Source organism: Microcoleus sp. Pol12B3 (genome assembly GCF_036701355.1).
Lineage (GTDB): Bacteria > Cyanobacteriota > Cyanobacteriia > Cyanobacteriales > Microcoleaceae > Microcoleus.
Map to the genome: position 1 here is coordinate 14,140 of NZ_JAUBQS010000064.1, position 21,432 is coordinate 35,571.

The window sequence follows — 21,432 nt, forward strand, 5'->3', positions numbered from 1 at the left end:
CAGTCATCCGTTCTTTCTACGGACTCCAGACTAATGACTGCTGACGGAATTAATGAGCTTTTACCGGGGCGCCACCAACAGGTGCCGGGCCGATCAAGCGTTCGAGTTCGTCAGCCTTAGAAGCCTTGCCCATTGCCGCTTCCCAAGTGACTTTACCGCTCTTGTAAAGTTCAGCGAGGGCCATTTCCATCGTCCTCATCCCCAATTTCGCCCCCATTTGGATTTGGGAGTAAATCATTGGAGTTTTGCCCTCCCGGATCAAGTTAGCCATAGCTGGAGTATTCACCATGATTTCCATAGCGCAGCAGCGGCCGCCCCCAACTTTCACTACCAAATTTTGGCTGCAAATTCCCACCAAAGAGTTAGACACCTGGGCGCGCACCTGGGGTTGTTGAATTGGCGGGAACACGTCCAAAATCCGATCGATCGTTGCACCCGCCGAATTAGTGTGCAGCGTTCCCATCACCATGTGACCCGTTTCTGCAGCCGAAATTGCCAAACCGATTGTTTCCAAGTCCCGCATTTCCCCCACCAGAATTACATCAGGATCTTCGCGCAAAGCTGCTCTGAGCGCATTAGCAAAGCTCTTAGTATCTTCGCCTTTTTGGCGCTGGTGAAACAAACTCTTGATATTAGGAAACACGTATTCGATCGGGTCTTCAACTGTTAGAATATGTTCCGCCCGCGTCCGGTTGATCAGATCCAACAAAGCCGCCATCGTAGTAGTTTTCCCAGAACCCGTTTGTCCCGTCACCAACAGCATACCCCTGGGTCTTTCCGTCAGATCCCGCAAAATCTGCGGCACGCCTAAAGCATCTGCATTAGGAATCTTAGAAGCCAGAGCCCGCATACAAGCAGCCCAAGCACCTCGCTCCCGATAGACATTAACGCGGAACCGAGCCAATCCCCGAACGCCGTAAGCGCAGTCGAGTTCCCACTCCATTTCCAACTGCTTGCGCTGCATATTGTTGAGCATTTGGAAAATCAGGATCTGCACTTCCTCAGCAGACAGAATGTCGCCGTATTGCGTCTGAGGAGTTAGTTTCCCGCTGACTCGGAAGAATATAGGCGCCCCCGCTTGGATGTGTATGTCCGAACCCCCTTGCTCTACCAGGGACTCCAGTACGTCTTCAATCATCAGACCCATAGATACCTCTCCTCGATCGAATTGATAGTTATTGACCAATCTAGCTCAGTTAACAGTCAACAGTTAACTGCCGAATCAATCCAAAAAGCGTGGTGTCAAGCAGTAGGGACAATCCAGCATCTCCGGCTTCAATTCCGCCTGACAAGTTTTGCAGGTAAGTCCCTGCTTTCGTTTGGCTTTCATTTCAGCCTCCAGGCCAGAGTCAGTAAACGTCACCCGCTCGACTTCTTCAAAAGTAGTCGCGCCTTCCCGCACCAACTGCAAGCTATAAGCCAACAAGGTTTTCATCCCTTCTTCTACTGCTGCTTCCTTAATTTGCTCTGTGGGAGCGCCTTGAGTGATCAGAGTTTGAAGCCGCTCAGTATTCTTCAGGAATTCGTAAACCCCTACCCGTCCTTTGTAGCCTAGGCCACCGCACTTCCGACAAAGTTGCTCGCTTTCTGCCAGTTCCTTCCTTTCCTCCACCGGTACAGTGTTGGCTTTGTAAACAGTTAGATCAATTTCTTGAGAAGCCGACAGACCATACTTGCCGAGTTCTGCGGCAGTAGGCTGGTAAGGAATGCAGCATTTGTCGCAAACGCGCCGCATCAAACGCTGAGCCAACACGCCCAACAGAGCGGCCGAAACCATGAACGGTTCTACGCCCATTTCTGCCAAACGCGCGACCGCCCCGGCTGCGTCGTTCGTGTGCAGCGTCGTCAGCACCAAGTGTCCCGTCAAAGCAGCTTCCAAAGCCGTTTTGGCCGTTTCCTTGTCCCGCGTTTCCCCCACCAGCATCACGTCAGGGTCTTGCCGCAAAAATGCCCGCAGAATGTTGGAAAAAGTCAAGTCTTTTTCCCGAATTACTTGACATTGGGTAATTCCTGGCAAAGCATATTCGATCGGGTCTTCCGCCGTACTGATATTAACCCCCGGATCGTTCCGTTCCGCCAGAATCGAGTAGAGAGTAGTGGACTTGCCCGAACCCGTCGGCCCCGTCACTAAAATCAATCCGAACGGACGGCTAGCACTTTCTCGCACTAAAGCCAGAGTTTCTTCGTCGGAGATTAACAAACCCAAACCCAACTGAGTGCTGGAACTGTCCAAAATCCGCAGCACGATTTTTTCGCCGTACCGCGAAGGCAAGCTATTCACCCGGAAATCCACCGTGCGTCCCTCAAACACCCGGCGGATGCGCCCGTCTTGAGCTTGTCGGCGTTCGGCAATATCCAGGTTGGCAATAATCTTGAAACGAGCGGTAATCGATGCGACTACCTGCTTGGGAAACCGGAAATACTCTTGGAGCACCCCGTCTTTCCGCATCCGAATCCGCATGAACTCTTCTTGAGGTTCTACGTGGATGTCAGACACTTTTTCCGACAAAGCTTTAGCCAAAATGATATTTACGGCCTTAATTACGGGAGCAGCCTCTGCATCGTCCAACGTGTTAGCGAGGTCTTCTTGGTCAGTGCTCTCCTCTTCTAGCGAGAGCTCGCCAAAATCTCCCTCCCCTAAATCCATCTTTCTCTGTTTTTCGATTTCAGCTTTTTTAGCTTCCCTCTTAACTTGTTCGTCTTGATAAGCAGAAGTAATGTCCTGGTAATCATCCGGCGTAATCACCCGCCGCTGCAAAGCCAAGCCGTGAGGCTGTAAAATCCGCCGCAAATCTTCTATAGCGTTGAGGTTGTCGGGATCTACCATTGCCACTAAAACCGCCGCAGGCTCAGTTTCAGTCTTCGCTACGGGTAAAAACCGACCTTGGTGACAAATGTCGATCGAAATCTTCAACGCGTCGAGCATAACTCCGAGTTGTTCGTTAGACATTTGGCTCATCTCCGGGTCAAATGCTTCAACCCCGTAGACTATCTTCCGTTCAAACATCTGCTGCTTCTTGTAAAGTCGCAGCAATTCTGGGGGTAACGGCTGCCCGGTAAGTGCTTCTAATACCTCCGTCAAACGCTTGCCCGACTTCTGGCTTTCAATTTGAGCTTGCTTCACTTGCTCGCCGTTGACGTAACCCGACAGAATCATCTTGGTGAGAGCCGGAGGAAATTGGCTCACAGAAACTATGGATGTGGAGCGCAGCGGGGATGTGCTAGTCATAAAAAACACTCAATAGGTGGGAAACTCAGTCACAAAGAGTGCTGAGAGGAAAACCAAGGCGGGGTTTTAACCCCCGTATTCTTTGCTTGTGGATCAGCTATCATTTTCTTGCTCAATCCCTATCTCTCAAGTGTAAGCTCGAAGTCCCCTCTAAGCTTCGTCCACAAATTGACGAGATGTTGGAGGGATTTGCCGGTGCTTGCAATCAAATCTTGTTCGTTGAGTGCTAAGTTGCTTACTTACCTGATTAACTTGCGGGATACTCTCGTTATAGCGTCAGAGCACATCACTTGGGATTTCCCGTACCGGGAGAGAAAAGCGGGGTGGGGCGTGTCCCCTTCCCAGGCTGATTCTATTTTCCCAAATTGTTTGCTCAAATTACAGCGCCCGTGGTGGCGCGGTTAGCTGTACTAAATTCAAGATGACCTATGTTCTGTGATGATAGCTTTTACGAAAGCCTCGATCGCCCTTGTGAAATATATTTTGATTAATTATCTGCGATCGGTCAGTGTCCGATCGTCGGCTGCATCAGTCCCCAGGGCCCATTTTGAGCTACTCTAGTTTTGGAGCATTAAATATTACTTTAATTCTTCTTTGTTGTCTGAACCTTTGTGACGTAAGCTTAACGGCTCATGAATGTTGAAAGTCCACCAATTAGATATCAGTTTAATATACAAATAATCACCTCTGTTAGACCAGCTAATTTCTCTCATTTGCTTGCCAATAATTCGACATTTAAAGCTAATTATGCTTTATTAAATTAGAAAAACCTAGGCCCAATTCGTATCAAAATTAACAACATAGTATCTCAGTGACACAAGCACACATATCGCTACTTAGTCACTCAATACCAATTCGTTTTTCTCCCGAAATTAAAAACTCATACAATAGTAATAAATGCCAGCAGCAGCTTGCCACAAAAACAGCCTCACCGATAGTAACCTTAAGTGACTATCGTTTTAAGTAAGCCTTGAAACATCAAGTTGCCGAGGTGACAATATTGTAGTATAGCTAACAGCAAAATATACTTATAAAAATTGTGTAAAGGCGATCGCGTTAATTAAAAACGAGGAACAAACAAAGGTTAGGTTGCCCCCATTGCGACCATATTATACGTAAATATCTAAACGGGTATTTGAATATTTTATGAAAAGCTTTGAGCAACGTCTCGATCTCTGGCGAGTTTGCCTCTTTTCAGATTGTGCCATACACAGACAATTCGAGTCCTCTAGATTTACCGGGTTAACTGTATCTGCTAGAATTGATAGGGTTCTGTCGCGCAGCTTTTATGATTGACGAGGAAAAACAGCAAGATCAAGATCCTAACTCAACTGGGGAAGCCACCCCAGAGGGTGCGCCAATGGCAAGCGAAAATCCGGCGGCCCCAGAAAACTCGAACGAATCGGCGGATTGGGAGCTCGAACTTGCTCGAGCTTATCAAAGTGCTCAGGGCGATCGCACCCCAGCAAACGCGTCGGGGCCTACCGTCACCAGCAGTTCAACAAACAGTCCGACTGCCAACGCGGCCGATCCTTGGAAGAATGAACTGGCGCAGGTAACCGAGGAAAAAGAGGCTTTAAAAACTCAGTTGCAAGCCGCATCCGCTCAACTAGAAGAACTGAAAAATCAAAATCTCCGCTTAGCAGCAGATTTTGAAAACTTTCGCAGGCGTACCCAAAAGGAAAAGGAAGAGCTAGATTTACAGACAAGGTGTCTCACGATCAAACCCCTGTTGCCGGTAATCGACAATTTCGAGCGCGCTCGATCGCACATCAAGCCGCAAACCGACGGCGAAATGAACATTCACAAAAGCTACCAAAGCGTTTACAAGCAAATGGTAGATAGCCTCAAGCAAATCGGGGTTTCTCCGATGCGCCCCGAAGGTGAACAGTTTGACCCCAACCTCCACGAAGCTCTCCTGAGCGAGCCAACTGACGAACAAGAGGAAGGAACAATTATCCAAGAACTAGAACGCGGCTACATTCTGGGCGATCGCGTCTTGCGGCACGCCAAAGTGAAAGTTGCAGCGGCTGGGCTATCTGTGGTAGCCTCAGATGAAAATCCCGATAGTTCGGAAGGTTAATCGGGATACAAGCTACTGCATTCCTCAAAGTCACTGACCCCCGAATAGAATTCGGGGGCTCCCAGGTGGCAGACTCACCAACTTCTTAATTTAAAGATGACTAAAAGCAAGTCAGCGCTTTCTCCAAAAATTCTGAAAAATGTTTTTACCGGTCTTTGATATTGCTTTAGGACATCAAGTTTATTTCCTAGAAATCGGATCGGGTGATGCTTGTTTGAACAAGCTGAGTCGTTTTTCCTCCCCCAACTTGTAGTTGGAGGTTTCCAAACATCCCACAAAGTTTTATGAGGCGCTATGGGAAAAATTATTGGAATTGACTTAGGCACAACTAACAGTTGCGTAGCTGTGTTAGAGGGCGGTAAACCCGTCGTGATCGCCAATTCCGAGGGCGGCCGGACAACTCCGAGTATAGTAGGATTCGGCAAGGCGGGCGATCGCTTAGTAGGTCAACTAGCCAAGCGGCAAGCTGTAACTAATGCTGTAAATACTGTCTACAGTATCAAACGATTTATCGGACGGCGGTGGGACGACACGGAAGAAGAACGAGCGCGGACTCCCTATACCTGCATAAAAGGCAAAGACGATACCGTTAACGTCCAAATTCGGAACAAGGTTCACACTCCCCAAGAAATCTCGGCAATGGTACTCCAAAAGCTCAAGCAAGATGCTGAAGCTTATTTGGGACAAACTGTTACCCAAGCCGTGATTACAGTGCCAGCCTATTTCACAGACGCCCAACGGCAAGCTACTAAAGACGCCGGTACGATCGCGGGTCTAGAAGTCCTGCGGATCGTCAACGAACCGACGGCTGCAGCCCTTTCGTACGGGCTGGACAAGCAAAATATAGAACAGAAAATCTTGGTCTTTGACCTGGGCGGCGGTACTTTTGACGTTTCGATCCTGCAACTGGGAGACGGAATTTTTGAAGTCAACGCTACCTCCGGTAACAACCATCTCGGAGGAGATGACTTTGACGACTGCATAGTCCAGTGGCTCGTAGAAGCTTTCCGGACTCAAGAAGGCAGTGACCTCTCACAAGACAAAATGGCCTTGCAGCGCCTCCGAGAAGCGGCCGAAAAAGCAAAAATCGAACTCTCCAACCGAGAATCCACCTCAATCAATTTGCCATTCATCTCCTCGGACGAAAAAGGGCCGAAGCATTTGGAAATGGAACTCTCCAAAGCTCAGTTTGAAAAACTGGTGGCTCATTTGGTGCAAGCGACGATCGATCCGGTGACTCAAGCCCTCAAAGACGCAAGTTTGACCCCGAAAGATATAGACAGAATTATTTTAGTGGGAGGCTCAACCCGGATTCCGGCAGTTCAAAAGGCAATTAGCAAGTATTTTGGGGGCGTTTCTCCCGATAAATCAGTCAATCCCGACGAAGCTGTAGCCGTAGGCGCGGCAATTCAAGCCGGAGTTTTGGGTGGTGAGGTCAAAGACTTGCTGCTGCTAGATGTGACGCCGCTCTCACTGGGACTCGAAACCTTGGGCGGAGTGTTCACCAAAGTAATCGAGCGCAATACAACTATTCCCACCAGCCGATCGCAAATGTACAGCACGGCGGCCGACGGGCAAACCTCGGTAGAAATTCACGTCCTCCAAGGCGAGCGGGCATTGGTTAAAGACAATAAAAGTCTCGGCAAGTTTCTGCTCAAAGGCATTCCCCCAGCTCCTCGCGGCGTACCTCAAATCGAAGTTACCTTTGAAATCGATGCCAACGGGATTCTCAAAGTTGCCGCTGAAGACAAGGGAACCGGAAAAGAACAAAGCATCCAAATTTCCAATACAGGGGGATTGAGCGAAACCGAAGTCGAGCGGATGCGACAAGAAGCCGAACTTTACGCCGACGAGGACATCAAGCGCGCTCTACTCGTCGAACTCAAAAATCAAGCTGACTCCCTCGTCTATAATTGTGGTGTAACTTTAAAAACCAACGCGCAACTGCTGAGCGATGACCTTAAGGCAGAAGCGGAAAAAGCCGCAGCAGCCTTGCGGGCAGCGATGACTAACCCCGACATCACAGTCGAGGAACTCACGCCCGCAATCGAATCTTTCAAGCAACTGCTATACTCGCTGGGGACAGCAGTCTATGACCAAGCCCGCAGCGGGGTAGCCCCGTCAGGAGCTGTTGTTGAAAGCGAGATGAGGTCAGAAGTAGAATCAGAACCAGAAGAGGTTAAAGCCGACGACGACAGCATTTTGCTGACAGAAGAGCTGTTGGTGGCGCCCCAAGCTCCGCCGGAACCAAAGCCGGAACCAAAGCCGGAATCAAAGTCGGAACCAAAGCCGGAACGACAGTCAAAACGACAGCCAAATCCACAGTCAAAACAAAAACAGAAGGTTCCCGAACCAGAAGTTGATGATATGAATCCTTTCCTTTAAAACTGAAAAGCTAAAAATTAAAAGTTAAAAATTAACAATGAGAATTTTTGATTTTTAATCTGTAATTTCAGGAAAGGTCGCCCGTTTCTTTTTCGTACACTTTTTGTTATTTACCTCCAGGCAAGCAGCTCTATGGCCGGTGATTACTATGAAATATTAGGCGTTTCTCGCAGCGCAGACAAAGAAGAAATTAAGCGTGCTTACCGCCGCCTAGCTCGCAAGTACCATCCAGATGTCAACAAAGAATCCGGTGCTGAGGAGCGGTTTAAAGAAATTAACCGCGCCTATGAGGTACTCTCAGAACCAGAAACCCGCGCCCGTTTCGACCGTTTCGGCGAAGCAGGGGTCAGCGGTGCAGGCGCGCCTGGGTTCCAAGACTTCGGTGACAGCTTTGCCGATATTTTTGAAAGCTTCTTTCAGGGTTTTCAGGGAGGTGTCGGCCAACAACAGCAAGGTCGCAGGCGCAGCGGGCCCGTGCGCGGAGACGATTTGCGTCTGGATTTGCGACTGGATTTTCGGGAAGCAGTGTTTGGTGGCGAAAAAGAACTTCGCATCAAGCATTTAGAAACCTGCGAAACTTGCACCGGGACTGGGGCCAAACCGGGAACCAGACCCCAAACTTGCTCGACTTGTACCGGCAGCGGTCAAGTCCGACGCGCTACCCGCACTCCTTTCGGCAGCTTTACTCAAGTTTCAGTTTGCCCCACTTGCAACGGCACCGGGCAAGTGATTGAGGATAAGTGCGAAACTTGTGGCGGCCGGGGGCAGAAAGAAGTGATGAAAAAGCTGAAAATCACAATTCCGGCTGGGGTTGACAACGGTACTCGCTTGCGCGTTTCCAATGAAGGGGATGCCGGCAAACTGGGCGGACCGCCCGGAGATCTTTACGTGTTCTTGGCGGTGAATGAAGATCCGCTATTTAAGCGCGACGGCACTAACGTGAGCTCGGAAGTGAAAATTAGTTATTTGCAAGCAATTTTAGGGTGCCGGTTGGAAGTGGAAACTGTAGACGGGCCGACGGAATTGTTGATTCCTAGCGGAACTCAGGCAAATACGGTTTTGACTTTGGAGAAAAAAGGGGTGCCTCGGTTGGGAAATCCAGTCAGTCGAGGCGATCATTTGATTACGGTGTCTATTGACATTCCGACTAAGGTGACGGCTGAGGAACGGGAATTGCTGATGCAGCTTGCTAAGCTGAAGGGCGATCGTACTGGTAAAGGCGGCTTGGAAGGATTTCTGGGTAATTTGTTTCAGAAATAAGCAATTTTTGACACCAATTGGTGTCAAATTTTCCTGTTTCAGGATTCCCCGGCCATTTGTTTTACTATCTGTCAAAAAATTGTGTGCAATTGCTCACAAAAAAGGCAGGTGGGGCTGTTCCTAGGCATTGCGTTTCAGCAGCGCTAAAAAAAGTGGGCGCAATTGCGCTCACTTTTTTCAGAAAGAATAATAGTCTGTGTCCAATTGGAAAGAAAATTTTAGATTCTCCAGTGTCCAGGCAACTTGTTTAAAAAACTAAGGATTTCAGGATTGGAGATTGCAAAAAGCATTATGAATTCAACATCAAAAATTGAAAGTCCCAAATCCCCAGATGCCAAAATAGATCTGCGGGGTACCCCGTGTCCTCTCAATTTTGTCCGCACTAAACTGCGGTTGGAGCAAATGGCACCGGGAGCAGTTTTGGAGGTATGGCTGGACGCTGGAGAGCCGATCGAACAAGTACCTGATAGTCTTAAAATGGAAGGCTACCAGATTCTGGACACGCAATTTGTCGCGGATGAGCCGGAGTCGGGTTTTTTTTCAATGAAAGTGCAGCGCCCAGAAGACAAGGAAGCAGGATGAGCCTGAATTCGCCCTCAATCGTGGGTACTGTAATTGCTGTTCAGGCTAACTTCTATCAAGTGAGGTTAGATCCTGGAGTCTCGATTGACGGGAAAAATGCTCCCCTCGCTGATTCTCCGACTCTCCTGTGCACTCGTCGCACTCGACTGAAAAAAATAGGCCAACAGGTGATGGTGGGCGATCGCGTGGTGGTAGACGAACCCGACTGGACTGACCGCCGGGGTGCAATTTCTGAAGTATTCCCCCGCCAAACAGAACTCAACCGCCCGCCTGTAGCTAATGCCGATCGCATTCTCCTGGTTTTTGCCCTTGCTGAACCCGACTTAGATCCCGCATCATTAACTCGGTTTTTAGTTAAGGCCGAATCTACAGGTTTAGAAGTGAGTTTGTGCCTGAACAAATGCGATTTGGTCACGCCCCAGGAGTTGGAACAGTGGCGCGATCGACTTTCAGGCTGGGGCTACGAACCAATGTTTATTAGCGTCCGCAGCGGTGTAGGAGTTCAGGAAGCCCCCGCTAACGATCAAAATGAAGTTTTTGCATCGGAACCGCCTTTCTGTGACTTAGTGGAGAAAATAGAGCCACCTATGCTGAGTTCTGAGGATAACCCCGAAGTCCCAAATTCGGTCAAGCCGTTACATCCGTTAAACCCCGTACATAGCCCGTTGCCGAACTTGCTTCTAGACCACCTGCAAGGAAAAATAACGGTAATTTGTGGCCCTTCTGGGGTTGGCAAGTCCAGCTTGATCAACCAACTGATCCCGGCGCTGAACCTACGAGTGAACGCTGTTTCCGGCAAACTCGGCCGCGGGCGCCATACGACTCGCCACGTCGAACTATTTGAACTCCCCGGCGGCGGACTTTTGGCCGATACTCCGGGCTTTAATCAGCCGGCTCTCGAATGCGATCCCTCAGAGTTAGCGGAATATTTCCCAGAAGCGCGCCAGAGGCTGGCTTCGGATAGCTGCCAGTTTAGCGACTGTTCGCACCGAGACGAGCCTAACTGTGTGGTGCGGGGCGGTTGGGAGCGCTATGAATATTACTTGCAGTTTCTCGAAGAGGCGATCGTCCGCCAACAAGCTCTGCAAAACTCCAGCAGCGCCGAATCGAGTTTGAAGCAGCAAACCAAGTCTGATGGTACGCAGCATTACGAACCGAAGCTGCAAACTAAAAAATATCGCCGCTCTTCCCGCCGCCTTCAACACCAGTCACTCCAAGATATGTGTCAAGATTTAGACGAGTTGTGATGAAGTCGCCGCCCATCGCCCGCAGGCACTAGAAAACAGTACCAAGACTTACCCAGAAACCGGGTTTCCTCGACGAAAATACTTCGTTGCACCCCGATGCCCGCTCCGCAAAACCGGCGTTCTTTAGTCGCGAGTGCGTAAGTCCTGAGTACATTAATAGCTAAAATTAAATGGTTTTAGATTTGTTAAAAAAAGTAGAACAGAAGCAAAAGTTAGCGGGTACTGCAGGAGCAAAAATATTGTGAATATTCAAGAACTATTTCAAAAAGGCGGCCCCGCCATGTGGCCCCTGTTGGTGTTATCGATTTTATCTTTGAGTACAATTATCGAGCGCTTGTGGTTTTGGGCAAGCCTCCTGAGCAAAGAAAAGCAGATAGTTAACCGCATTCTGGAAGCGGCTCGCAGCGATTGGGGGGCGGCTAACGAGATTGCCAGACAAGCTAACCGACAGCCGATCGGGCGATTTCTTTCTGCACCTCTGCGCCTGTACAATCCTGAACCAGATTTGTTTCGACTCGCACTCGAAGCAGCAGCCGATGAAGAGTTGGCTTCGATGCGTCGCGGTGACAAAATCTTAGAAGCTACGATCGCTCTAGCTCCTTTGTTGGGCTTGCTGGGAACAGTTCTGGGCTTGATTAACTCGCTCAGTTCTATCCGTCTGGGCGACATCGGCACGGCGGCAACAACAGGCGTAACTTTGGGGATTAGCGAGGCGCTGATCACCACTGCTACTGGGATGGTAGTAGCAATTTTTACCTTGGCGTTTTATCGGATATTTCAAGCTTTTTTGTTCAACCAGGCAAAAATATTTCGCAAAGCTGGAAATGAACTGGAATTGCTTTACAGGCAATACTGGCCTGCAGCTAATGCTAAGGGTCGATCGCCCGGTGCAGAATACAGCAATTCTTCTTTTGGTGCAGATGGTTTGAACAAGCGTTCTCTCAATTCTCAAGAAGCGGGAGAACGTAACCGGGAGCCGAAATTGAAAGGTTCCGATCCGGCTGAAGATTCACCTTCTAATAATTAGAACTAAGGAGAACGCATGAAGATTCACTTAGATACTCCTGCTGAAGAGGCTCGGATTGAACTGGTGCCTTTAATTGACGTGATCTTTTGCATTCTGACGTTTTTTCTCCTGGCGGCTTTGCAACTGACTCGCCAGCAAGCAATTAATGTCGATTTGCCTAAAGCGAAGACGGGACAAACGCAAATGCGAGAGATGCTGATTGTCAGCATTGACGATTTCGGGCAAACTTATATCGACCAATTGCCTGTTAATTACCAACAGCTCGATCGAGTTTTAAAAAGTTTCCAAACCCAAAATCCTACGGGGTTGATGGTGCTGTACGCTCCTCAAAATGCTAGATATGCCAAAGTTGTCGAGGTTTTAGACAAATTGAGAGAGGTAGGGGGCGATCGAGTTGCCCTGGCAACTCTTCCTAGTTCGGCTCCTTCCCCGCTGCCAAATTCCTCGCTGCCCAATTCTGGCATTCCTGCAGCACCTGCGATCGGCAATTCCGGTCAACCCCTGCCGTCTCCTCTGGCTCCGGGGCAGCAACAGTTCAATCCCAATCAGTTTCAATCTCCTCTCCCCGCTCCAGGCCAGCAGCAGTTCAATCCCAATCAGTTTCAATCTCCTCTTCCGGCTCCACAGCAGCCTAGCAACTTTGGGGCAAATCAGGGCATTCCTCCTGTTTCGCCTGCACCCGCTGCTCCCAATTTCCGACCCGGAGCGGCCACTCCACCCCAGGATGGCCGGCCCTCGAATTAGTTAGAAGGAAGAAGGAAGAAGGGAGAACAGAGAAATAGAAATTCTCAGACTCTCCCTATCTTCGCTCCCTCATCTTCCACTCTCCCCATCTTCCTCATTTTTCAATCTCCCGCTCTCCTCATCTTCCAATCTCCCCTCTCCTCATCTCCTCATTTCCCCCTCTCCCCCTCGCGGAGAGAAGCTCGGCCCGATTTGGTATAAAGGGCTTCAATTCTTTTGGTTCGTACTGAGCCTTTTTCCTCTTGACAAGTAGATACAGTTGTATATGCCTGCAGAAGGAACTTTTGCAGACATCTCGCCATCTCTGTCCCTAAGTAAGTTATTTCCTCGGACATATGGTAACTTTGTCAAATTATTGTTACCTTTTGTAATATAGACTAAAGCCAGATGGGCAATCGGGTATCCCGAAACCAACGGTCGATCGCTGAAACAACTTACAAATCTGGTTAATCCAGGTGTTCAGTTTTAAGTCACCTTTACTTACAGAGGAGTCAAAGTCATGAGCCAACCAGCAGAATTGTCTTTGGAACAGCAATTTAGCCTGTGTTCCTTCAAAACACAGGTAAGTGACATGAGCCGCGAACAAGCTCAGGAGTTTTTGGTCAAGCTTTACGAGCAAATGATGCTGCGGGAAACCATGTACCGCCATTTTCTGAAACACCACTGGGGTTTAGAACCTAACCCAGGTGTTGACTAGCAAAGAGTCGCAGTCGGCGACCTCCGTCTCTTACTCTCTTCCCTCAGGCGGAAAGGAGTTGGGGGTGATGGGGCGTCACTCGAAGGCAGAAGGTAGAGGGCCTGTGTAGAGGCTTGATGAAAATTGGACAGTTTCTTTGTGGATTTCACTCGAATTCGGGAGTCGAGCTAAGCAGTTTGTCGATCGACCACAGGAGAGCGCAAACATAATTTATCGCGCCTCGGCTCGGCAATTGGATAACTATTAATAATAAGGGTTAATTTTTTAACCAATTAAAATTTTTCACAAATTCAATATATTTGTCTTTACTTGCAGCGGATGAGGTTTGACAACAATGGCGCTAGTCGGACATCTGAGCGCGACCCCCGACTAGCAAAACCTTTAATTTTCACATCTAACCCTAGAACTCGCAAGTGTTGACTCTAGAAAGAGTTATTCCGGCTGACGTTCCAGAGTCGCTTCCATCGTACTCGTCAGGTAATGACCCGACATGATGCCACTAGATTGGTAGTATCGGTTATCATCAACGCGGTGAAGGGTATCAAAACCCGTTCGTCGCTGGCGTTCGTCTCCCAATACCCAATAACGCTGGACGATCGACTGGGGAGCAATCCAACCTTCGCCCTCGACGCGGCCGAGTTCGCTGTGTTGGAGTACAAAAGTATACTGCCGTTCATCGCTGTTGAGGTGTCCTCGGTACTGCAAAATAATCTCTTCGCGATCGCCTCCAGGAAACACGAGTTTCGTCACCATACTGAACCAATCTGTTCGGTTCCAGCTCACTAAAGTTTTGCCTTTAACCGTAATTGGCACGCCATTGCGCTCAATCCAACTTCCTTCGAGCGTCCATTGGCCAGATTCCATTAAAAACGTGTGAGCCACAGTGCTGTTCCTATGCTTTTCCTGCTGGCTACAATGCTGGTGCAACAACGCACAGCCGTTGTCCCTCAGACTCTATGCTATCACGCCCAACTGTGCCAACAAGAGTTAATTTCCCCTAAAAGTACCGGTGCCCGGGCACCAGTAACTTGAGGCAGATTACCGGGAATGCCCCGAACCCGCCATGCGGCTAAAACCGCAAAAGCGATCGCCTCTTTAAAATCTACATTCAAGCCTGCCTCAGAAGTAGTCAACACTTGCACTGGATGCAATTGAGATTGCAATCGGCGTTTTAAGTAGAGATTGTGGCTGCCACCCCCGCATAGTAAAACTCGATCGGGCATAGCCGGTAAAAAAGTTTGGTAACTGTGAACGATCGAGGCAACAGTCAGTTCTGTCAGAGTAGCCAGCACGTCAGCAGGACTGAGGTTGTAACCTTGGGCCTCGACCAAACACCTGTCAAAATAGTCTACACCAAATAGCTCTCGCCCCGTTGATTTCGGCGGTGCTTGGCGGAAGAACTCTGATGCGAGCCAATCATCGATTAAAGCTTGACAGGGAGTTCCCGATGCCGCCCAAGCTCCACCTTCGTCGATCGTCTTAGTGCCACCTGAGAAGTGCTGCACTGCCAAATCTAACAGGGAATTCGCCGGGCCTGTATCCCAGCCGGATATGCCATCCCCCAGACTGAAAATCTCAGACTCGTCATTGTTTCCCCCTTTTCCTCTTGCCGGAAGATAGGTAACATTGCCAATTCCGCCCAGATTTTGGATGCAGAGGCTGCGGTTGGGTTCTGCCAGCAAGCAGGCATCAACTATTGACACTAACGGTGCTCCTTGACCCCCGGCTGCAATGTCTGCCGTTCGAAAGTTACTCACAGTAGTAATGCCTGTCAATTCTGCAATTAGCGCGCCCCGCCCCAGTTGCAAACTGTAGCCCATTAACCCACCGGCGCTGTCTTTCTGGGCTTTCCCAGCAGGTCGGTGGTAGACGGTTTGACCGTGAGAGCCTATTAATTCGGGAGTATCATATTCTGCTTGAATTGTCAATGCCGCCGTGGCAAATTCTTGAGCGATGGCATCATCTAATTGTGCTAGTTCAGCCATTGACAAAGCTGAGCCACTGCAAACCGAGAGAATTTGCGATCGCAAATTAGCAGGATAAGGGAAAGTCTTGCCGGCCACCAATTGCACTTTCAAGTCTGTTTGGGAACCGAGCACATCCACCAAAGCAGCATCAATGCCATCCACCGACGTGCCACTGATCAAACCGATAACGCGGGTCATTCAATTTTAGATTTTAGATTTTAGATTTTAGATTTTAGATTTTTCGATTTTGGATGGTCGGTTGCGATCTGGCGATGGAATATTATTTGAGGTCGATCGTTACGATCACCACAGTAATATTATCGCGTCCACCTTTATCCTTAGCTGCTTGAATTAAAGCATTTGCAGCGCCCTCGCAGGCGCGAATCGACTTCAGAGGCGAAGCTATCAAAGGATCCGAAAGTTCTTCAGTCAAGCCATCGCTGCAGAGCAGCAAGCGATCCCCAGGCTGCACGTCCACCGGCAAAATATCTATCTCCCGCAAATCATCGCGGCCCAAACACTGGGACAAAACGTGACGCCAAGGATGAGTGCGAGCCTGATCGGGAGTTAGAGCTTTTCTTTTCACAGCCTGAGCCACCCAAGTCTGGTCTTCAGTAATCTGTTCCAAGCGAGAGCCGTGCAGTCGGTACAAGCGAGAGTCCCCGATATTAGCGCACCAGGGTCTGCCCTCATCCCTAAACATTAGAACCACAGCCGTAGTTCCCATATCAGCACGCTCCGGGTGGTCGAGCTGATCCGTCAAAATTGCTTGATTGGCAATTAAAAAAGCCTTTTCCAACAACAGCGGAGAATCCTCAGGCCCTTCCCAATGTTCTAGCAAATAAGATTGAATCGCCTCAGTCGCAATCCGGCTGGCTTCTTGACCTCCGGCGTGTCCTCCCATTCCATCGGCCACTATGAAAAATCGCCCGTCAGAGTCTATGTAGTACGAATCCTGATTTACGGAACGAACTAGCCCTGTGTCTGTCTTACCTGCGAAAGAGCGTTTCATAGATTGGGTGATTGGACTCATCGAACTTGAAAGCTTGATTTAATGGGGTGCGATGTTTTCTTCCAAAACTTAAATCCCGAACAGCAGTTGAAATTTCTGCGCCCCACGATCGCGAGTTTTGGAAAAATTGCACTTCCTTGACCTCATATTGTAGATCGTATGATGGTAATCCCATCTTAAAATTTCGGTAAATCAAGCAGCACCTGCAAAAAAACTGGATTTATACCAAAAATTAGAGGTTTTGCTGGCGAGAAATCTAGGCAGAAACTGGGTTTTTAGCCTCAAAGCGCATAAGTGTTGTAAATTTCAGCAATCTGTGGTCACCCAGCCAAAACTTAACATTCGATTTCAAATTTTGGCTGGCGAGAAATCTCCAATCTGAAATTTCAAATTGCGAATTGCACAATTATGACATCCTGTCTAAACGATCGATCCGCTTGAACAAACGCAGCATAGCAAACCCTGCACCCGCCGCCAGAACTGCCACAGCGACAGCCGGCCAGACTTGATTGCTGACAAACAAAATTGTCGCCGACAAAGTAAAAGCACTCATCAGCAAAGCATAATTCGTGCCCATTTGAGCGCTGCTCATGCGGCGGAGCAAGCGCTCTGTTTCTGCAGAACGGACGCGAATCCGCAAATCTCCCTGTTCGAGTTTATCAATCGTTTCCTCAATCCGGCGGGGCAAACCCAAAGCACTCGAACTCACCTGAGCCGCCTGACGGCCGATTTCGTTAAAAATGCTGCTACCTGCATCAGGGCCATTTCCATTACTCATAAGCTGCATGGCAAAAGGTTGTGCCACCTCCATAAAGTTGAACTCGGGATCTAAACCTCGGCCCACCCCTTCGATGGTGGAAAAAGCTCGCATTACAAAAGTAAAAGTAGCTGGGAAGCGAAAAGGTTGGTTGTAGGCAATATCGTAAAGGTCGTCCGTAATCGCGCTCACCGATTGATTTTCAAAAGGCTTGTCCATGAAGTTATCCAGCATATACTGGATCGATCGGCGCACCGGACTCATATCACCCGTAGGCACCAAAGCTCCCAAATTGATCAGAGAATCCATAATCCGCTGTCCATCCTTGGAAGCAATGCCGTAGAGCGTCTCCATCAGTCCTTCGCGGACGTTCGACTGAATTTGCCCCATCATGCCAAAATCGTAGAAAATCAGACAACCGTCAGCACTAACAGCGATGTTGCCGGGGTGTGGGTCAGCGTGGAAAAAACCGTCGTTGAGCAACTGCCGCAAATAAGCTTTTGCCCCCAACTGAGCGATTAATTTACGATCGATACCTGCCGCTTCCAAAGCTTCGTAGTGGCTGATTTTAATCCCCGGCAGGTATTCCAAAGTCAGCACTCGCGGAGCCGCGTACCGCCAATAAACCCTCGGCACCCGCACCCAGTCACAGTTGCTAAAATTGCGCCGAAAAGTATCAGCATTGCGGCCTTCATGGAGATAGTCAATTTCCAGCCACAGAATGCGACAGCATTCCTCATAAATCCCCATCCAATCTCGGCCGCGGCCCCACTTAGGATGGTTTTGAAAGTAGCGAGCAATTCCTTTAAGAATTTGCAAATCGATCTCGAACAGCTTCCGCAGTCCAGGTCGCTGCACCTTAACCACCACCTCCGGGCCCGAATGCAGTTGAGCTTTGTGTACCTGACCCAGACTTGCAGCGGCCAGGGGTACTGGGTCAAAGCTGCGGTAGAGTTCTTGAACTGTCTTGCCCAAATCTTGCTCAACAATTGCCTCTAACTGCTCGTAGCTGAAAGCAGGGACTTTATCTTGCAGCTTAGAAAGTTCCTCCACAAACTCTGCGGGGAACAAGTCGGCGCGGGTGGAAAATAACTGCCCAACTTTAATGAAAGTTGGCCCCAAATCCAAGAGTGTTTCTCGAACCCAGATAGCTTGAAAGCGGCGTCTGGCAACTTTCTTTTCTTCAGTCACGCCTCCCCAGTAGCTCCAATTTTTGCTGTCGAGCCACAGCGAAGCCAGCCAGAGCAAAACAAAGGCCCAAATGTCGAAGAAGCGCCGCTTCCGGGAATATTTTTCGCGGTTCCAGCGATAAGCTTTACTTTTGTAGGATTTACTAGCAGTTTTTGGCTCATCGGCTTCGCCAGTGTGCTTGGGGGAGCGCTGGCGATTAACAGAGTCATCAAGGAGAGCAGACACTTGGGTTCCCAAATTGCTTATTTTATGTTGTTGCTTTGATTGAAAGTAGGAGCGCAGGAGCGCAAAGCAATGCGCTCACGTAGTCATAAATAATAGTGGTGGTCGGAGAATCTATCGCTACGGCAAACTGCTGCGGTAGCGCTGCAATTCCGATCGCACCAGAGCCACTTCGGCGCGAAGCTCGTCAATAGTCGCTTGCAAATCTGCAGGATGGATGTCTTGAATGGTCGTGGTGCTTGCAGTGCCAGTCCTGGTCTGCATCGCCTCATCCGAAGCTCGATTTGCCCGTTCCACAACTCGATCGGTGAATTGCCGCAGGCGTTCTCTTTGTTCTGCGTCAAATCTGCCGAGTTCAGAGAAAGCGTTGGTTGCTGCGCTTTCTATTTGCTCGTACAGTGCTTCGGCAAGTGCTCTGCCTACAAAAAAAGCATGAACTGGGGGTTTACTCATAAAAAATCTCTGTGCGCTTCCGCAACAAATTATAACTTGCTTGTCCCCGATGATGCTTGCTCCCAAAGGAAGGAATTTTGGGGGAATTGACACTCCCACCCCGAGTGTCGGCGATGGGATTGTTGAGAGTTAGAACAGTCTAACGCGCCACGGCTTAGCATAAAAGCCTTGCTTACACTGGCTCAAATTCGAGGTTGGGGTTGCTTTGTACCAAAATGTTTGCAGCTTGGCAGTATTAATACGCGACATCACACCACCTCAGCGCCGCGCACATATTCTAACATAATTTAAATCAAAATAGAACACCGTCCTGCATTTTTTTTATGGCATTTGGATGGCAGAGGAAATAGGAAATATTCGATAAACTCAGACGGCGACTGTGGGGATTTTTAGATTCGACGGAAGTTTTTGGAAGATAGTGGTTCGCTAGGTAGGGGCTTATTATCTCAACTCCTTAGCAGATATTTGCTGAGTCATAAAACCAAGTATTTGTCCGCACTTTGAACCAACAAAAACCCTACTAATTTGTCGCAGGTTCGGGAAAAGGTATCGTGGGATCTGCCACAGCGGGTGGTGAATCAGGTGCGATCAAACTATCTGAATTGTTGCCACTGCCGCTCGGTATCGCAGGCTCAGGCGATCGCTCGATCGGCGAGGCTATTACTGGCGGCGCTGATTCCGACGGTGGCAAGGTTTCAGCGCTAGCACTCCCAGGGGCAGGCGGGGCGGGCGCGGCGGGCGGTTCTGCAGGCAGGGGCGCAACTTCTGGTACTGGTGCGGCTTCTGGTTGGGGAGCTGGCTCGATTTCGGTTTGAGTCTCTGGAATGGGGGACTCAGAAGGCTCCTCTGCTGGTTCGGGCCTCGGCGATGGCTCAGGTTCCGCTTCGGGTTCTGGGGCGGGAGTTTCCTGGCTTGGAGATTCAGAAGGTTTGGCGCTAGTTTCTGAGGGATCGTCGATCTGTTCGGGAATGTTGATGCTGTCTAAGGGGGGTTTGGGGCGCTTGTTGAGTTCGATCGGGTAGAGAGGGCTGCTTTCGACAGACGGCTGCCCGAACATCGGCCCTGACAAATCGCGGGATTTAAGCAAATCTTCCAGAGATGGGAAGGATTCAATTTTGGGACGATTGCTGAGACTGGTGCTGTTGTAGTGCCATGCTAGGTCAAAACCCATCCAGCCTGCAATTGCAGCCGTTACGACAAACGCCAGAAAAGTCAACTGCGGCGGGGGAGGTGCGGGCAATCTGAGACTTTGCTTGCCTTTTCTTTTTACTGATACTCGCTCTGTTTCTTGCAGCATGGTGAGCCAATTTTCGACTGTCTGAGGGCGGTTGTGGGGGTCGATTTCGAGTCCCTGAAGGATGGCTCGCTCGATTCCTGGGCTGAGGTTGGGCTGAAATTGCCGTAATTCAGTCAAGGGAATGCGATCGCGCAGGGGTGCTGCTACGGGCGCCACGCCGGAGAGTAAGTAGTAGAGGGTGGCTGCGATCGCGTAGATGTCAGTGGCCGGTGTACATTTACCGTCATAGAGGTATTGTTCGATCGGCGCGTACCCGGGGGAGAGCAAGTTAGTGTGGGTTCGTTTGGTGCCGGCAGTAAAGCCGCGGGCAATTCCGAAATCTATTAACATTACTACGTGAGAATCGGCTCGCCGGATAATATTTTCTGGATTGATATCTCCGTGCAGCAATCCGCTGTGGTGCACTGTACTTACGGCTGAGGCTATTTGCCGAATATAGTGCAGGGCCTGGGCTTCTGGCAGCGGCCGATCGGTTTCGACTATTTGGGCGAGAGTTTGGCCCGGAATGTAGTCCATTGCAATAAAAGACTGTCCGGCTTCTTCAAAAAAGTCGATTACCCTGACTATGTTGGAATGCTGACACCGCGACAGGCGTTGGGCTTCGGCAATAAACTGCTGCTGAAATTGGGCAGATTCTGGGTGTTGGCGCAGACTTTCGTTGAGGGTTTTGAGTACGACGGTTTGATTTAAATGGGTGTGGATAGCTCGGTAAGTGATGCCGAACCCTCCTATCCCTAAAGTCGCGTTAATTTTGTATTTGCCCTGTTGCAGGACTGTTGCTGGCGCTAAGTTCATCTTTAGTTGATGCCGTTTCCCAAACTATGCTACCGCTTTTGGGTTATTTCGCAGAGTTGGGGGTGAGGTTCGATCGATCGATGCCCTAGTTTGAGCTTTAGCTCTGCTATATCTTTAATCTTGGCATCCCTACGTGATTTTATCTGTAGTAGATATTGTGAAACTTAACGCTCCGGCTTTCCAATAATAAAAATCCCGCTCTTGTGGAACGGGAAAGCCATCAGGGTGCATCTATAACCCACATTCCGCACCACAACTGTCACACATCAACAAAAGGGGGATGAAATAGTACAAATGAACTAAGTCCCAATCGGAGTCAAGCTGTTTAATGATAATTAATACTATTAAGCAGAGAAAGTAAAAAGGTAAGTTTACTCTAAAGAGATGAAAATAAGGAAAACTCTCTTAGCTGGGGGGGTGACAAAGATAGCTAGGAACTAGACCGGATGAGAGTTGCGGCCCTCATCCCCCGTTGATAAAAACA

The 21,432-nt window shown here is 49.3% G+C and carries 16 protein-coding genes; 8 read left to right on the top strand and 8 right to left on the bottom strand.

The genetic code is table 11. From position 1 onward, the window contains the following. Positions 1-49: 49 nt before the first annotated feature. Together QUA53_RS24020 and QUA53_RS24025 are read right to left on the bottom strand one after the other, a co-directional pair. Entirely contained in the window at positions 50-1,147 is a 1,098-nt protein-coding gene (locus QUA53_RS24020) for a type IV pilus twitching motility protein PilT (protein WP_333042216.1), read from the bottom strand. A gap of 75 nt (positions 1,148-1,222) precedes the next feature. Then, positions 1,223-3,229: a GspE/PulE family protein gene (locus QUA53_RS24025; protein ID WP_333100184.1), complete on the bottom strand. Its 2,007-nt coding sequence runs from the start codon at positions 3,227-3,229 to the stop codon at positions 1,223-1,225. Positions 3,230-4,517: 1,288 nt separating this feature from the next. Between QUA53_RS24025 and grpE the strand changes: the two genes are divergently transcribed. The 8 genes from grpE (at position 4,518) to QUA53_RS24065 (ending at position 13,254) form a co-directional block, all read left to right on the top strand. Next, positions 4,518-5,312: a nucleotide exchange factor GrpE gene (gene grpE / locus QUA53_RS24030; protein WP_333100183.1), complete on the top strand. Its 795-nt coding sequence runs from the start codon at positions 4,518-4,520 to the stop codon at positions 5,310-5,312. Positions 5,313-5,606: 294 nt separating this feature from the next. Then, on the top strand, positions 5,607-7,697 hold the full coding sequence (dnaK, locus tag QUA53_RS24035; protein ID WP_333100182.1) for a molecular chaperone DnaK: 2,091 nt from the start codon (positions 5,607-5,609) through the stop codon (positions 7,695-7,697). Positions 7,698-7,829: 132 nt separating this feature from the next. After that, the gene (gene dnaJ / locus QUA53_RS24040) at positions 7,830-8,957 is read left to right on the top strand and encodes a molecular chaperone DnaJ (RefSeq protein ID WP_333042223.1); all 1,128 of its coding nucleotides are present in this window, start codon (positions 7,830-7,832) and stop codon (positions 8,955-8,957) included. A 291-nt stretch (positions 8,958-9,248) separates the two neighbouring features. Next, positions 9,249-9,539 carry a sulfurtransferase TusA family protein gene (locus QUA53_RS24045; RefSeq protein WP_333100181.1) on the top strand — a complete coding sequence of 97 codons (291 nt, stop codon included), beginning with the start codon at positions 9,249-9,251 and terminating at the stop codon, positions 9,537-9,539. Next, entirely contained in the window at positions 9,536-10,786 is a 1,251-nt protein-coding gene (rsgA, locus tag QUA53_RS24050; protein ID WP_333100180.1) for a ribosome small subunit-dependent GTPase A, read from the top strand. Before QUA53_RS24045 ends, rsgA begins: the two co-directional genes overlap by 4 nt. Positions 10,787-11,027: 241 nt before the next feature. Then, positions 11,028-11,813: a MotA/TolQ/ExbB proton channel family protein gene (locus QUA53_RS24055; RefSeq protein ID WP_333100179.1), complete on the top strand. Its 786-nt coding sequence runs from the start codon at positions 11,028-11,030 to the stop codon at positions 11,811-11,813. Between the two features lie 15 nt (positions 11,814-11,828). Then, positions 11,829-12,557, top strand: coding sequence for a biopolymer transporter ExbD (locus QUA53_RS24060; protein WP_333100178.1), 729 nt, complete (start codon positions 11,829-11,831; stop codon positions 12,555-12,557). Positions 12,558-13,056: 499 nt separating this feature from the next. Next, positions 13,057-13,254, top strand: coding sequence for an NblA/ycf18 family protein (locus QUA53_RS24065; RefSeq protein ID WP_333076458.1), 198 nt, complete (start codon positions 13,057-13,059; stop codon positions 13,252-13,254). Between the two features lie 432 nt (positions 13,255-13,686). Here the strand turns inward: QUA53_RS24065 and QUA53_RS24070 are convergent, their stop codons facing one another. From QUA53_RS24070 to QUA53_RS24095, 6 genes are all read right to left on the bottom strand, one after another. After that, positions 13,687-14,136, bottom strand: a complete 450-nt coding sequence (locus QUA53_RS24070; protein ID WP_015176194.1) for a hypothetical protein — start codon at positions 14,134-14,136, stop codon at positions 13,687-13,689. An 80-nt stretch (positions 14,137-14,216) separates the two neighbouring features. Continuing rightward, positions 14,217-15,419 (bottom strand): anhydro-N-acetylmuramic acid kinase, encoded by a 1,203-nt coding sequence (locus tag QUA53_RS24075; protein WP_333100177.1) that lies wholly within the window; start codon positions 15,417-15,419, stop codon positions 14,217-14,219. Positions 15,420-15,501: 82 nt separating this feature from the next. Continuing rightward, entirely contained in the window at positions 15,502-16,233 is a 732-nt protein-coding gene (locus QUA53_RS24080; protein WP_190274384.1) for a PP2C family protein-serine/threonine phosphatase, read from the bottom strand. Between the two features lie 406 nt (positions 16,234-16,639). After that, complete coding sequence (locus tag QUA53_RS24085; RefSeq protein WP_333100176.1) at positions 16,640-18,406, bottom strand: AarF/ABC1/UbiB kinase family protein; 1,767 nt, start codon at positions 18,404-18,406, stop codon at positions 16,640-16,642. Between the two features lie 117 nt (positions 18,407-18,523). Then, positions 18,524-18,856: a DUF6825 family protein gene (locus QUA53_RS24090; protein ID WP_333100175.1), complete on the bottom strand. Its 333-nt coding sequence runs from the start codon at positions 18,854-18,856 to the stop codon at positions 18,524-18,526. A 520-nt stretch (positions 18,857-19,376) separates the two neighbouring features. Further along, complete coding sequence (locus tag QUA53_RS24095; RefSeq protein ID WP_333100174.1) at positions 19,377-20,948, bottom strand: serine/threonine-protein kinase; 1,572 nt, start codon at positions 20,946-20,948, stop codon at positions 19,377-19,379. Between the last annotated feature and the right edge of the window lie 484 nt (positions 20,949-21,432).